Origin of the sequence: Barnesiella viscericola DSM 18177 (assembly GCF_000512915.1) — a bacterium.
Classification (GTDB): Bacteria; Bacteroidota; Bacteroidia; order Bacteroidales; family Barnesiellaceae; genus Barnesiella; species Barnesiella viscericola.
The window spans coordinates 1,639,718-1,653,401 of the sequence record NZ_CP007034.1; the positions used below are offsets into that span (position 1 = coordinate 1,639,718).

14 protein-coding genes are annotated in these 13,684 nt (G+C 49.1%); 10 read left to right on the top strand and 4 right to left on the bottom strand.

All coding sequences use genetic code 11. The annotated features are described in order from the left end of the window. Positions 1-32: 32 nt before the first annotated feature. Entirely contained in the window at positions 33-1,136 is a 1,104-nt protein-coding gene (locus tag BARVI_RS06550) for a WG repeat-containing protein (protein WP_025278466.1), read from the top strand. An 81-nt stretch (positions 1,137-1,217) separates the two neighbouring features. Here the strand turns inward: BARVI_RS06550 and BARVI_RS12960 are convergent, their stop codons facing one another. The 4 genes from BARVI_RS12960 to BARVI_RS06570 form a co-directional block, all read right to left on the bottom strand. Beyond that, a complete protein-coding gene (locus BARVI_RS12960) occupies positions 1,218-1,928 on the bottom strand; it encodes a GIN domain-containing protein (RefSeq protein WP_025278467.1) in 711 nt (236 codons plus the stop codon). A 12-nt stretch (positions 1,929-1,940) separates the two neighbouring features. Next, entirely contained in the window at positions 1,941-2,936 is a 996-nt protein-coding gene (dusB, locus tag BARVI_RS06560) for a tRNA dihydrouridine synthase DusB (protein WP_025278468.1), read from the bottom strand. Between the two features lie 80 nt (positions 2,937-3,016). Further along, positions 3,017-4,240, bottom strand: coding sequence for a M16 family metallopeptidase (locus tag BARVI_RS06565; RefSeq protein WP_025278469.1), 1,224 nt, complete (start codon positions 4,238-4,240; stop codon positions 3,017-3,019). Between the two features lie 165 nt (positions 4,241-4,405). Then, positions 4,406-5,104: a hypothetical protein gene (locus BARVI_RS06570; RefSeq protein WP_025278470.1), complete on the bottom strand. Its 699-nt coding sequence runs from the start codon at positions 5,102-5,104 to the stop codon at positions 4,406-4,408. A gap of 215 nt (positions 5,105-5,319) precedes the next feature. On the opposite strand from BARVI_RS06570, the gene BARVI_RS06580 reads away from it, so the two are divergent. The 9 genes from BARVI_RS06580 (at position 5,320) to BARVI_RS06620 (ending at position 13,623) form a co-directional block, all read left to right on the top strand. Continuing rightward, the gene (locus BARVI_RS06580; protein ID WP_025278472.1) at positions 5,320-5,865 is read left to right on the top strand and encodes an LOG family protein; all 546 of its coding nucleotides are present in this window, start codon (positions 5,320-5,322) and stop codon (positions 5,863-5,865) included. A 20-nt stretch (positions 5,866-5,885) separates the two neighbouring features. Beyond that, a complete protein-coding gene (locus BARVI_RS06585; RefSeq protein WP_025278473.1) occupies positions 5,886-6,446 on the top strand; it encodes a cob(I)yrinic acid a,c-diamide adenosyltransferase in 561 nt (186 codons plus the stop codon). A gap of 70 nt (positions 6,447-6,516) precedes the next feature. Next, entirely contained in the window at positions 6,517-6,738 is a 222-nt protein-coding gene (locus tag BARVI_RS06590) for a DUF2795 domain-containing protein (RefSeq protein ID WP_008863178.1), read from the top strand. 203 nt (positions 6,739-6,941) lie between these two features. Next, the gene (locus BARVI_RS06595) at positions 6,942-8,297 is read left to right on the top strand and encodes a tyrosine-type recombinase/integrase (RefSeq protein ID WP_025278474.1); all 1,356 of its coding nucleotides are present in this window, start codon (positions 6,942-6,944) and stop codon (positions 8,295-8,297) included. Between the two features lie 410 nt (positions 8,298-8,707). Beyond that, positions 8,708-9,877, top strand: a complete 1,170-nt coding sequence (locus tag BARVI_RS06600) for an IS4 family transposase (RefSeq protein ID WP_025277566.1) — start codon at positions 8,708-8,710, stop codon at positions 9,875-9,877. Between the two features lie 155 nt (positions 9,878-10,032). Next, positions 10,033-10,527 carry a hypothetical protein gene (locus BARVI_RS06605; protein ID WP_232213960.1) on the top strand — a complete coding sequence of 165 codons (495 nt, stop codon included), beginning with the start codon at positions 10,033-10,035 and terminating at the stop codon, positions 10,525-10,527. A gap of 253 nt (positions 10,528-10,780) precedes the next feature. Then, positions 10,781-11,110 (top strand): helix-turn-helix domain-containing protein, encoded by a 330-nt coding sequence (locus BARVI_RS06610; protein ID WP_025278476.1) that lies wholly within the window; start codon positions 10,781-10,783, stop codon positions 11,108-11,110. After that, positions 11,103-12,602 carry a DUF3987 domain-containing protein gene (locus BARVI_RS06615; RefSeq protein WP_025278477.1) on the top strand — a complete coding sequence of 500 codons (1,500 nt, stop codon included), beginning with the start codon at positions 11,103-11,105 and terminating at the stop codon, positions 12,600-12,602. The genes BARVI_RS06610 and BARVI_RS06615 overlap by 8 nt, the downstream gene beginning before the upstream one ends. Next, entirely contained in the window at positions 12,595-13,623 is a 1,029-nt protein-coding gene (locus tag BARVI_RS06620; protein ID WP_025278478.1) for a DUF6371 domain-containing protein, read from the top strand. The genes BARVI_RS06615 and BARVI_RS06620 overlap by 8 nt, the downstream gene beginning before the upstream one ends. The last annotated feature ends 61 nt before the right edge of the window (positions 13,624-13,684 follow it).

Here is a 13,684-nt window from a genome sequence, read left to right on the forward strand (position 1 = left end):
GTTTCTGTCGGGGAGATAAACTGATACAGGCCATGAAAATGTGTTCTCTCCTGTCCGCCGCACTGCTCCTTCTTTTCTGTCAATGCGGCGGCAATGATTCGTATATACTCACCGAGACCGACTGCATACCGGCTTTCGCCGGCGACTCCTGCCTCTACATCGACCGCGACGACGAGCCCCGTTTCGTAGGCCCGTATGCCGACGCCTCGCTCTTCTACGACGACCTGGCGCTGGTGCGTCATGCAGCCGACGGGAAATGGGGCTATATCGACGACTCGGGCGAACTGGTCTACCCAGCCGTCTACACCGCTGCCACCATCTTCCACGAAAACCGGGCCTGGGTGGTGCGCCCCGACGAGGCCCCTTGTGCCATCGACACCAAAGGACGTCTGCAACTCACCCTCACCCAAGCCTCCAAAGTCATGATTTTCTGCGAAGGAATGGCCGCTTTTGCCCAAAAGGGGAAACGCGGCGAACGATGGGGTTTCATCGACAAGAGCGGGAAGGCGGTTATCAAACCTATCTATCGGGCGGTAAAACCTTTTGCTCACGGACTGGCTGCCGTACAGGACGAGAAGGGCCGATGGGGCTATGTCGACCCACTGGGGGTTGAGACAATACCACCGCATTACGAGGCTGCCGAGTCGTTCTCGGCTCACCGCCAGGCTGTCGTGCAAGTTCAGGAGGGTGTTTTCCGGGTCATCGACCTGCAAGGCGACTCCATCTGGCAGACCGACTGCGAGGAGCTGGTCTCCGACGGCACCCTCTTCCGCATCAAGCGGGCAGGACAATGGGGCTGGTGCGACGCCAAGGGCAAAGAGATGATCGCCCCCGCCTTCGACGACAGCCGGGCATTCGGGCAGGCCGACCTGGCACCCGTGAAGCAACAGGGAAAATGGGGATATATCGACCGCAAAGGTCACTGGAAAATCAAGCGTCAGTTCACCGATGCGCAACCCTTCTTCGACGGATTGGCTCTCGTGCAGGCCGGGACCTTCTACGGCTTTATCGACCCCGACGGGCATTACCGCATCAACCCGCAATACGACCGCATAGCCGCCGATTACCGACAGCAGGCGCTGGGTGCAGGCAGTGCCTTCACCACCGTGAGCAGCGACCACGCCCGCTACAAATAGCAGCCCGGACACTCAAACGAGGAGGAAGGGGGGGTGTGAGAAAAACAGCCCCCGAAACGAAAGAGATACGGCCCCGACGGATTATTTCCCTTCGAGCGAACGCACGGAGAGTTCGCCCAGCGAGTTCTTCTTGATTTCGGGCGTTCCCCGGTAATAGACCTCGCCGTTACCGGTAGCCCAGGCCGACAACTTCTCACGGGCATGACAACCAATCACCCCGTTGCCCATGATGCGGCAGTTCACGTCGCGGGCCTCCAAACCGTCGGCCTCGATTTGTCCGGAACCGGTTACCGACAACTCGGCCTCCCGACATTTGCCCGTGAGCGACACCTTGCCACTGCCGGTCAATACCGAAGCTTTCACGATTCCGTAGTCGATTTGCCGACCCATAATCGAGCCGTTCCCTATCACCTTGGCCTGAAACGCGGCGCCGGTAATGGGCGACACAATCTGCACCAGACCGATGCCGTTATTCTCGACATACTCCAACGCGGTGGAGTAGACGATGACCGAGCCCTGCATTTGATTCTTGTCGCACGAGCCCTTGTACTTGATCGTGAGCACGCCCTTCTTGGAAGCAACCTCGATGTTGTCCAGGTCGCCGGTTGCCGCCATCACGACGACAACCCCGGCCGAATCGGCATTCTGCCGGTACGACACGTCGAAATTGTTATATACCTTCATCTTGTAGAAATCATCGACCGAGAGTTGTCTCACCGAGGTCTCCACGGCCTGCGCTCCCACAACCGTGGCAAGGCATACGGCCAGCATGGCAAATATCTTCTTCATCATCTTTTCTCCTGTTTATACGGGTTGATTGGGTAATATTTCATATTCTATCCGGTCGAGAATCGCCGTGAGCGACTCCACCGTATCGGCCTGCAACATGGCGATGCGAGTCTCCCTGAAATTGGGAATCCCCTTGAACAGGGGGGTAGCCGCCAAATGTCGACGAATGTGCAGGATACCCCGGTGTTCGTCGAGCCGGGCCACACTCTCGAGCATCTGCCGGCGCAGCGCCTCCATCTTCTCGTGTATCGTGAGCGGTGGCAACAGTTCGCCGGTGAGCAGATAGTGTTTCATCTCCTTGAAAATCCAGGGGCACCCGAAGCTGGCACGTCCCACCATCACGGCATCGACCCCGTAGCGGTCGAACTTCTCCTTGGCAATCTGCGGGGTGGTCACATCGCCGTTCCCGATAATGGGAATGTGCATGCGGGGGTTGTTCTTCACCTCGCCGATAAGTGTCCAGTCGGCCTCGCCGGTGTACATCTGACTGCGAGTGCGGCCGTGTATGGTCAGGGCGGCAATACCGCAATCCTGCAACTGCTCGGCCAGCTCGACGATGATGCGCGAGTCCTGATCCCACCCCAGACGGGTCTTCACCGTGACAGGTATCTTCACCGCATCGACCACGGCCCGGGTGATTTTGAGCATGAGCGGTATATCCCTCAACATGCCGGCACCAGCCCCCTTGCCGGCCACCTTCTTGACCGGGCAGCCGAAATTAATGTCGAGCACATCGGGGTGAGCCGCTTCACACAAGCGGGCAGCCTCGACCATCGCGTCGACAAAACGGCCATAAATCTGAATGGCCACGGGACGCTCCTCGTCGTGAATGTTCAATTTGCGGGTGGTGCTATTGATATTCCGCACCAGCGCATCGCTCGACACAAACTCCGTGTAGACCATATCGGCGCCGAACTCCTTGCACATCAGCCGGAAAGACTCATCGGTCACATCTTCCATCGGTGCCAGGAACAGCGGATATTGTCCAAAATCGAGATTACCTATTTTCATGCCTGCATCTGAATTGAGATGACGAATATATAAAAAACTCTCTGTTCCGCCGTCGTATAGTTGTAAAAATTAACAAACGGCTACTCATAAATTAACATCGACAGCTGCTCCTCCGACAACAGGTCGTTGGCCACAGCCAGCAAATCGTCGGCCGTAATCTGCTCGACCCGACGGGCTATCTCGGCCAACGAATCGAACCGGCCGTAACGCAGGAAGCTCTTGCCCAAGGCCAAAGCCACATTCTCCGAGTTGTCGGTCGACACCTCGATTTGCCCGATAAACTGGCGCTTGGCGGCAGCCAGTTTGGCCGGCGAGAGCCGCTGTTCGCGCAACCGTTTCAACTCGCGGCGCACCAGGTCGATACACCGGCGGGTGTCGTGATGGTCGGTACCGAAATAGATGGTAAACACTCCCGTGTCGGTATAGGAAGTGACCGACGACTCGACCGTATAGACATAGCCGCGTTTCTCCCGCAGGCTCACATTCAGCACACTGTTCATGCCGGGACCACCCAGCAAGTTGTTGAGCAACAGCAACGCGCGGCGACGCGGGTCGTGCAGGTCGTAAGCCCGGGCCCCGATGATAACATGCGACTGGTGTGTGTCGCGGCCGATTGTGCGCGTGAATGCCGGCACCGGCGAGGGTAACCGACGATTCATCGCCTTCGTGGGACGGGTGAGCCCGCCCAAATAGCGCTCGGCCAACGCCTTCACTCGGGCAAAAGGGGTAGCCCCCATGAAGAAAAAGACCATGTTCCCGGGAGTATAGTAGTCGGTAAGGAACCGGCGGGCCACCGCCGAGGTCATGCCGTTGAGCGACTCGACCGAGCCCAGAATATTGCGTCCCAGCGAGCACCCCTCGAAGAGCAGCGACTCGAACTCGTCGTATATCAGCTCGGTAGGGGTATCGAGATAGAGATTGATTTCGTCGGCCACCACCTCGCGCTCCTTGGCCAACTCCCGCTCGGGAAATTGAGAGTCGGCCACCAGGTCGCCCAGCAGCTCCATGGCCCGGGGCAGATGCACGCCCGGGAAAATCGTGTAGACCACCGTCTCCTCCTTGGCCGTGTAGGCATTCAGCTCGCCCCCCACCACCTCCATGCGGTTGAGGATATGCGACGCCCGCCGGTGGGTCGTACCCTTGAACAGCGTGTGTTCCACAAAATGGGCCAGCCCGTTGTAAGCCTCGTCCTCATCGCGGGTACCGGCATTGACCGTAAACCCGCAATACGAAACGGCCGACTGCGTGGGCCGGTGAATGAGTCGCAGACCGTTGGGCAACGTACAAATCTGATATTCTTCCATAAAAAAACGCCCTCCTGTTAGGAGCTGCAAAAATACGACATTCCCGCCCGTTCCACAAAAAACGGCGATATTATTCTACCCTTGTACAGGCTAACCGCCTTTCGATATCTTTTTTGAATAAGAAAGACAAGGGACTGTTCGTAGAAAGGAATTTATTAGCGGTCTTCAACGGTAATGAAACACATAACCGATTGACAGGAAAACACTCTGGCTCAACTCTCGCTTGGGCACATAGAATTTCTGCCCATTGTCCAACGTAATATTCCTCCGCCCGGAATAATAGTCAAGATTCGAGATAGAATACCCGCCCTTGAATATAAAACGCCCAACGGCAAAGTTGATCGAGGCCCTTGCATTCCAGTAGAACCATTGGAGCCCTTTATTGGGAAATGTGCGATAATCTACGGTCTGGCTGACGGCCCCCGAAAACTGTTTGATTTCATAGGTCAAAGAGTTTCGGAACGGACACGCCAGACTAAGCCCAGGCTCTACCTGAGCCCAAAGGCAACAATCGTTATCCGCACGCTTCCAGATAGCCGGAGATTTAATAATCACCGAAGGTTTCAATATCAACCACCCGATATTCCTTTCATTGTCTGTAAGCTCAGCCTCACGCCCGTCAATAATAGTCTGGCGACACGGCTGATTATATTGCCTTGTCAATTCCAATCCGAAAGCCACCCCAAGATTCTTATGGAAAAGCCAACTGATAGAGGGTTCCAATTGCCAGGCTTGCTCATTATTCAGATATACTCCTCCGTATAAGTTCGCAACAAAAGCAGTCTCTTTATCTTGAGCATACACACCGACAGTACCGTAACTCCATATCAAAACAGCTAAAATTACAAAATAGAACGTCCTCATAACTCAAATTCTCTCATGGGGTCATACATAGCAAAGATATAGAAAGTCTGCATCTTTTTCACTTCTCTATAAACATTTGTAGCAGACATAGCGACATTTCCCGACAAAAGCATCGATATCCGGGTAAGTTTCTCTTTACAGAAAATAGAAAACTTTGTTCCTTTTTTTGCCGCTGCTCTTACCATTCCCTATATTTGTAAAAAATAGGCAACACTATGCAAAGCATTACTGTATTCTGTTCGGCCTCCGACGCCATCGCCCCCGACTACAAGCACGAGGCCGAGGTGCTGGGCCGATGGATAGGAACCCACGGCTACCGGCTGGTCTACGGCGGGGCCAACGGCGGACTCATGGAGATTGTGGCCCGGTGCGCCCGCGAAAACGGAAGCCCCGTACTGGGCATCATCACCCGGCACATCATCGAGCTGGGACGGTCGAGCCAGCAACCTACCGAGCTGATTACCACCAACAACATGGGCGACCGCAAACGCCACCTCATCGAACAGGGCGACATCATCGTGGCTCTGCCCGGCGGCATCGGCACCATCGACGAACTATTCGACGCCATCACCACCAAGATGCTCGGCAGCCACGACAAGCCCGTCATCATCTGCAACACCGGGGGGCTGTTCGACCCCCTCATTCAACAGTTCGATCGGCTGCGCCAGCAGGGCTTCCTGCGCTACGACCGGCCCGACCTCTACCGGGTCGTGCCCGACGCCCGTGCCTGCTGCGAACTACTCGGCCACGAAAACCGTTAATAACCCAAACAACCGACCATATGAAAAAAAGCAACCTCTACACCCTCACCGGTGACAAAGGCATCACCTCGCTGGTGGGCGGCCTGCGCATCTCGAAAAACGACCCGCGGCTCGAAGCCTACGGTACCATCGACGAACTCAACGCCCACATCGGCCTGCTGCGCCAGATGGGCAACGACCCCGACGACGATGCCCTGCTTCGCTTCATACAGAACAAACTCTTTGTCGTAGGCTCCTATCTGGCCACCGACACCTCCTTCACCCAGCTGCGCGAAGCCAGCCGCCTGCACCCCGCCGACATCACCCACATCGAAGAGCGCATCGACACCCTCGACTCCATCGTGCCGCCCCTCAACGCCTTCCTGCTGCCCGGCGGGACAGCCGCTGCCGCACAAGCCCATGTGTGCCGCACCGTATGCCGCCGCGCCGAACGCCGCATCTGCCAGGTCGCACAAGAGGTACTGGTCGACGAAAACATCATGAAATTTGTCAACCGCCTCTCGGACTACTTCTTTGTTTTAGCGCGATTTAACAATTATCGTCAAAAACAAGACGAAATTTTTTGGGATAAAGATTGCTAATGCAAATAAATGAGCTATTTTTGCGAAAATTTTAGAGAAAGACCTATCAACAAGTTAAAATTTTAACACTATGTACTGGACATTGGAATTAGCATCGAAACTCGAAGACGCACCTTGGCCTGCAACAAAAGAGGAGTTGATCGACTACGCTATGCGTTCCGGAGCACCTCTTGAAGTCATCGAGAACTTGCAGGAGATGGAAGACGAAGGGGAGACCTATGAATGTATCGAAGATATTTGGCCCGATTACCCCAGCAAAGAAGATTTCTTCTTCAACGAGGAGGAATATTAACAGCCTTTATTTAGGTTAAATAACTGAATATCAGCGCGATGAACAATGAGAATTTGTTTGTCGCGCTGGTGTTTTATAGTCTCAAACGGTGCGATTTGTTTGTCTAAATTACGGTTTTTTCGCTCAAAATCGGAGTTTGTTTGTCTAAAATACATTACCTTTGTTTCTCCTCGGGAATATTAAAAAAAGGAGGAAAAAAGCGTATGGGAAGACCAAAAAGACTATATCCACTTGGCAGATACCGGCTCCGTGTCCCCAAAGATGCGGAAGCGGACAAAGCTTACCCTGTAGTTTTGGAATATACCTGGAACAGGGAGATTATCCGCAAAACGACAAATGTCTTTGCAAAAATTGCTGACTGGAATCAGAACGGCAATCAGGGACGAGGCGAATTGCGAGTCAGTTACGGAAGCGAGTATAAACGTCTTAATCAGCTTCTGCTGGCCCGTGTTGAACGGATTGACAGTCTACTTGCGGAGTATAATGAGAGGAATCCGAATCAGATTACAGCCGAAGTTGTGGCGGGCTTCCTTGCGGACAAGCCGCTTGCACGGCGAGACCAAGGGAAGGATTTTGTGGAATTTACTTTGGAGCGCCTTTCGTCCGATTACTCCCGAAACAGGATTGGCAGGAGCCGTTATGAAAACGGCAAGAGTTGCATGAATATCTTCCAGACCTTTCTACGGGCAACCAAACAAGGGTCCTATCGACCCGATGCAATCTATGTAGGCGATATGACTCCGGAACTGCTGGACAGCTACATAGCTTGGCGTAGAGACGTAAAGTTGAACAGTGATGCGACAATTAACCATGCCTTGACGCCGATATTGAAAGCTTGTGCTTATGCGAGCGAGATGGGCATGATGGAACCTGCAGTCAATGCCAGGATTCAGGATATGCGTATCGTGTCAAAAGTTTCGCTTTCGGAAGAAGAAGCTGAGTTTGATGGCAAAAGTCTGTCCAAAGAGCAAATGTTATCTCTTCTTGAATATTACAAGACATGTCTTGAACCTCGCCGCAAGGAGTTTCTGGAAATGTTCTTATTTGCTTTCCATGCCTGCGGACTCCGTGTTGTCGATGTGATGACATTACAATGGAAACATATCGATTTTTCCAGGAAAGAGTTGCGGAAAATCATGATTAAGACGAACAAACGTCACGTGATTCCACTAACGGAACCTGCCTTGCATATACTGCAGCGGTGGCAGGAGAAACGTGCCGGATGCCGGTATGTATTCAACTTAGTAAAGGACGATATGGATCTTGATGATGCAGAAGCTCTGTACAAAGCCCGTAACAATGCAACGAAATGTATCAATCAGTCGCTGGCGGTTGTCGGAGAACAGATAGGACTTCCGTTTACCCTCTCAATGCATGTGGCCCGGCATTCGTTTGCGGTCTTTGCACTGAATAAGGGACTTTCCATGTCGGTTGTCAGTCGTTTGCTCGGTCATGGAAGTACGGATATCACCGAAAAGGTTTATGCCAAATTCCTGCCCGAAACGCTGTCTGCGGAGATTGCAAAACTAGATGGAGAATTAAGTAATCTGACCATATAATTATCACAAAAATATAAAGAAATATGATATCATTACCTTTTAGAGTCGCATGCATCCTGATAGCAGGATTCTTCATTGTATTGATTCACTGCTGTCCGGAGAAGATTCTCCAAAGCAGCTATTATTAATTAATACTCAACTGGTTACGAGGATAATAAAATTTTTCGATTAGAAATCATAGTTTTGCAAGAAGGTATAAACAGCCAATTCTGCAAACTATGAACAAAGGAAAAACAATATTTGCACAGGTTATGTCTCTTATAAACACATACGAATTCACTAGTGTCCGGAGAAAAATTCTCCGACAAGGGTTTAATTATTAAACATCAATAATGTTATAAGCATTAGAAAATTTTTCGATTAGAACATCAGTAACTTTGCGGTAGCCATCAAGAGGTTATCCGCAAGCCATGAACAAAGGAAAAACAATCTTCGCTCAGATTATGTCTCTCATTAACGAATACGAGTTCAAGAAATGTGTCGACCGCTACAAAGGTGACCGGCATGCTATCAAATTCAATTGTCGTGACCAGTTCATGGTGATGAGTTTTGCACAGTTCACTGACAGAGCTGGTTTGAGAGATATAGAGACTACACTTAACCTCTGCGGCGACCTCTATCGCTCCGGAATCAAGGCAATACCTCGATCCACGCTTGCGGAGGCCAATGAGAAGAAGGATTGGCGTATATATCAAGACTTTGCGATGACTTTGGTAAAGGAAGCCACGATGCTTTACAAGGATGAAAAGCTGCGAATTGGTCTTGAGGAGATGATATATGCGTTTGACAGCAGTACCATTGAACTGTGTCTTAAGTTGTGTCCATGGGCCGAGTTTCATCATGGTAAGGGCGCGTTCAAGATACATACACTGATGGATCTGCGAGGCTCGATTCCCACATTTGTCATGCTCACGCCAGGCAAGGTTAACGATGCCAGGATGATGGACAAGATTCCTGTTGAAGCAGGTGCTTTCTACCTGATGGATAGGGGATATGTTGCCTTTGAGAAACTTTACAAGCATTTCCAGCAAAAGGGCGCCTACTTTGTTACACGCGCCAAGGACAATATGTCTTATGAGGTTATTGAGTCCAGACCTGTCAATAAAGACTCGGGCGTTCTTTCGGATGAGACTATCAGACTTGCTGGATATTACTCTACCAGAAAGTATCCAGACACATTGAGACTTGTTGTGTATGAAGACTTTGAGACTGGAAGAGTATATCGATTTCTGACCAGCAACTTTGCGATTGACGATCCGCTGACTATTGCGGAACTCTACCGTGAACGCTGGCTGATAGAACTGTTCTTCAAATGGATCAAGCAGCATCTTCACATCAGGACTTTCTACGGCACTTCCAAGAACGCCGTGTACACGCAGATATGGATAGCCATTTGTGACTATCTGCTGCTCATCATTGCGAAGAAGCGATACGGGTTGGATCCAAGTCTTCATTCTATCTCTAACTCAATCGGACAAGTCCTCTTCCAGAGGGCGGATATCCGTGAAATTTATAATCAGCCGACAACTCCCGTTTGTGTTCCGGAGGCGGGTTCTGTCGAGCAACCTACTTTATGGTAAAATTTCTCCGGACAGCAGTGGTATTGATTGTAACCTATACATATAAATTCAACAATCGCAAAGTATTTTGGGGTGTAGGGCTCACTACCATTGTAAGTATTCTTATCCTTCTTGGATTAGGAATACTTCGTCCATCTTGGGGAACAGAAACCGGCATGGCAGTCATTGTAGGAATCTGTACAGCCATAGGATGTGCAATAACACTGATATATGCAGCTGAGGACTTGCATCAAAAGAAGCAAACTAAGGGGAAGAATATTGCAGCAACTGGAAATGAACCTCTACAAGAAATTGCAGATTCTGAACACGACAAAATAACTTTATCCCCTCGTCTTGATACAGAATTGGCAAGAAAGATCTTTGCTAAAGCCATTGAAGCAGGATATATGGAAGAGGTCGGTTCTCATTATGAGTGGATTTTGAACAAAGTTCTTCTTGCATATATGTGTGGACGTATCTATTGCGAAGATTATCCTGAAAAAACCAAGTATGATGATAAGGTATTCTGGATGCCTGGCAGAGTGGAACTATTCCCGGGAACAGAACTAGATAAGTTATTTAACATGAAGGATCTGACTCAATCAAGACATTCAAGAAAAAACAAAGCAGCACCTGTAGGATCCGAGAAAATTGACAAGTTATTTGAGTAGCCAATGTGCTACTCTTTTTTTATTTAATCCACAATGAGTTACAAACGAATTTATTTCCTGTTATATACAACTCTAACACGTCTCTAACACAATTCTAACTTACTATATAATTCATTCTAACACCCAATTCCCTAAGGAGTTTAAATCTTTGCATCGTGATTCTGGTGCGATGTGCACAATCGTACCATATCGTATAATCAGGCTGATGGTCTGAGTGTGCATCAAGACTGTTCGGCCATAATCTGAGAAAAATATGGCAAAGAACACGAATGTAGAGAAGCTATGCGACCGGGAATTGCTTGAAAAGATTCTCAGCATAGTGGAGAGACAAGAGAAACTGCCGCCTCCGGCTCATGAAGGCGGACACCGTCTATATGACAATAAGTCTTTGATGGAGAAATTGAACATCAAAGAAAAGTATCTGAAAAAGTTGCGAGACAACGGCTATCTCGGCTACTCGCGTGAAGGTGATAAATACTGGTACACGCAGGAAGACGTAGACCGCTTTCTGCGTCGTTTCCATTATGAAGCTTTCGCTATTGGTGATGAACTTCCCAAACAGGAAGGAGGTGGCTATGTTTGACACCGTTCATTTGACCAACATGCTTCGTTCGGAAGTGGAAGGCATTCCGGAAACAGGTCTTCCGTTAGATGCCTTCCCGGACAAGATACAGGAGATTATCCTCAATCTTGCCAGATACGAAAATTTCAATGTGGAATATACTGCGTCTATTGTTCTTTCTGCTGTTGCTACTGCAATAGGCAACTCTTGTCATATTCGTATAAAGGGCGAGTGGAAAACTTGCCCATCCCTTTACATGATGCTGGTCGGACGTCCTGGGCTCGGAAAGACTCCTCCCCTCGGTTTTATCTATAAGCCGATTAATGAGTATGATGACCGGCTGCATGAGAAATATAACGAGGAATATGACGAATATGAAAGAGCCATGTCAGCAGGCAAGCACGGAAGTGACGGGGAAGAACAACTGCTCAAGAAACCGAATTTTGTAACGACGGTCATTTATGACTCCACCCCGGAGGCGATGATGAATATTCATCAGCATAATCAGCGTGGGATAACATTGGTAGTCGATGAGATCCTGGCTTTGTTCAATTCCGTCAAAAGGTACAACAGCAAGAACAACCTCATTGAAGATCTGTTGACAGCTTATAGCGGACAGCCGTTAAAGATTATCCGCAAATCAGAATCACGCCCTGTTCTAATCAAGAATCCATGTATAAATGTCATCGGTTCAGTACAGACGAATATGCTGCAGGAAGTATTCCGTGCAGAGTTCCTTGCCAACGGATTGCTTGACCGTTTTCTGTTTGTCTATCCCAAAAACAGAAAGATATCCGGATGGAGGCGGGAAGAGCGGAATACAGCCCGTCCTGACATCATGAATCAATGGAGGACAATAATCAACAGAATCCTAAGTATCCCCTGTATCCTTGATGACAAGGGTACAACGGTCAATCCCCGTATCCTTACAATGTCTGACGATGCGGAAGAATACTTTTATGAATGGTACAATGGAATTATCGATGCAGTAAATGCCATTGAGAATGATGCGGATGTTGAAAGCCGCAAGATGAAACTCAACGGCCATGTAGCACGTCTTGCCCTGTTGTTTCAGGTAATGAAATGGGCTACTGATAGTGGAGATATGCAATATATTGAGCGGGACTCCGTAGAATCGGCAATCCGTATGATTGATTATTATGAGGAAACATACAGGAGGATTCAGGAAACCATTGTCATAAACAGTATCGGCGAAACGAAAGAAGTCTGGCTCTCCCTGCTAGAAGAGAGATTTACTTCCGGTGATGCTGTTATTGCCGGCAGAAAAGTTGATATGTCCCGACGTACCGTCTATTATGCGCTTGACCAATTATGCCGGCTTAAGCACCCTCTTATAGAAAAGCTTCAGCATGGAGTCTATCGCAAACTTATGACAGAAAATACTGATGCACCTTACACTATTGCACTTTCATCTTGTCAAGATACCGTGCAGTCTTCTCAAAGTGCAAAAGTGCAGAGTGCAACCACACTAAAATCAGAAGACCATGAGTGAATACAGATTCCATTTGCAGAAATACTGTCCTGGAAGCAAGACTACTTGTCCGAACTGTGGTAAAAGCCGGTGTTTTGTCAGGTATATTGATGAACAAGGCAGCATTAGCTTTCCCGCTAATGTCGGTAAGTGTGATCATGAAAACAGTTGTGGCTACCACTATACACCTAAGGAATACTTCAAGGATAATCCTGATGTATTGGAAATGGATGAGGGAAGCGGCAAGTCACTTCTTTCTGCCCCTTATAAGACGGCAGATAAAACTCCGTCTTGTATTCTCCCTTCGTATATTCCTTCATCTTATGTGTTAAGGAGTTTGTCACATTATTTAATCAACCCCTTATATCAGTATTTCTGTCATGTATTTGGTGAAAATGAGGCAAGCAGATTGTTTAAAATGTATCGCATAGGGACATCTTCAAAATGGGGAGGCGCAACGGTTTTCTGGCAGACAGATATAAATGGGCAGGTAAGAACCGGCAAGGTAATGTGCTATAATGCCGAAACAGGCCATCGGGTTAAAGAGCCTAAGGCTTTTGTCAGCTGGGCGCATTCCGAGTTGAAGTTGCAGGATTTCCATTTGAAGCAATGTCTGTTTGGAGAACATCTTCTGAAAAATTCATCGTCTCCGGTAATGCTGGTGGAAAGTGAAAAGACCGCTGTTGTAATGAGCCATTTTATCCCCGATTTTATATGGCTGGCAACAGGTGGAAAGAACGGTTGTTTCAACAGTGAAGCCATGCAGGTTCTCAAAGGCAGGGAGGTTACTCTCATCCCTGATTTAGGAGCGACCGAACAATGGAAAGAAAAGTCTGCTTTGTTGTCTGGAATATGCAAACGGGTTGTTGTGTCCAGTGTCTTGGAATGTACATCCGATGAAGAGCAACGCAGCCAAGGATTGGACATTGCAGACTTCTTTCTGTATTCACCATCAAAGAGACAGATACTCCATCAGATGATACAACGTAATCCAGCATTGCAGTTGCTCATTGATGAACTGGATCTGGAACTTATTGAATAGTAAAGGAACTTGTTCCGAGGATTTATAGAAAGTCCTTAACACAATAAGGACTTTTTGCCTG

Bases quoted from the DNA above. Each gene is read 5' to 3' on its own strand.
- BARVI_RS06550 (WP_025278466.1), top strand. From the start codon at position 33: ATGAAAATGTGTTCTCTCCTGTCCGCCGCACTGCTCCTTCTTTTCTGT.
- BARVI_RS12960 (WP_025278467.1), bottom strand. From the start codon at position 1,928: ATGATGAAGAAGATATTTGCCATGCTGGCCGTATGCCTTGCCACGGTT.
- dusB (WP_025278468.1), bottom strand. From the start codon at position 2,936: ATGAAAATAGGTAATCTCGATTTTGGACAATATCCGCTGTTCCTGGCA.
- BARVI_RS06565 (WP_025278469.1), bottom strand. From the start codon at position 4,240: ATGGAAGAATATCAGATTTGTACGTTGCCCAACGGTCTGCGACTCATT.
- BARVI_RS06570 (WP_025278470.1), bottom strand. From the start codon at position 5,104: ATGAGGACGTTCTATTTTGTAATTTTAGCTGTTTTGATATGGAGTTAC.
- BARVI_RS06580 (WP_025278472.1), top strand. From the start codon at position 5,320: ATGCAAAGCATTACTGTATTCTGTTCGGCCTCCGACGCCATCGCCCCC.
- BARVI_RS06585 (WP_025278473.1), top strand. From the start codon at position 5,886: ATGAAAAAAAGCAACCTCTACACCCTCACCGGTGACAAAGGCATCACC.
- BARVI_RS06590 (WP_008863178.1), top strand. From the start codon at position 6,517: ATGTACTGGACATTGGAATTAGCATCGAAACTCGAAGACGCACCTTGG.
- BARVI_RS06595 (WP_025278474.1), top strand. From the start codon at position 6,942: ATGGGAAGACCAAAAAGACTATATCCACTTGGCAGATACCGGCTCCGT.
- BARVI_RS06600 (WP_025277566.1), top strand. From the start codon at position 8,708: ATGAACAAAGGAAAAACAATCTTCGCTCAGATTATGTCTCTCATTAAC.
- BARVI_RS06605 (WP_232213960.1), top strand. From the start codon at position 10,033: ATGGCAGTCATTGTAGGAATCTGTACAGCCATAGGATGTGCAATAACA.
- BARVI_RS06610 (WP_025278476.1), top strand. From the start codon at position 10,781: ATGGCAAAGAACACGAATGTAGAGAAGCTATGCGACCGGGAATTGCTT.
- BARVI_RS06615 (WP_025278477.1), top strand. From the start codon at position 11,103: ATGTTTGACACCGTTCATTTGACCAACATGCTTCGTTCGGAAGTGGAA.
- BARVI_RS06620 (WP_025278478.1), top strand. From the start codon at position 12,595: ATGAGTGAATACAGATTCCATTTGCAGAAATACTGTCCTGGAAGCAAG.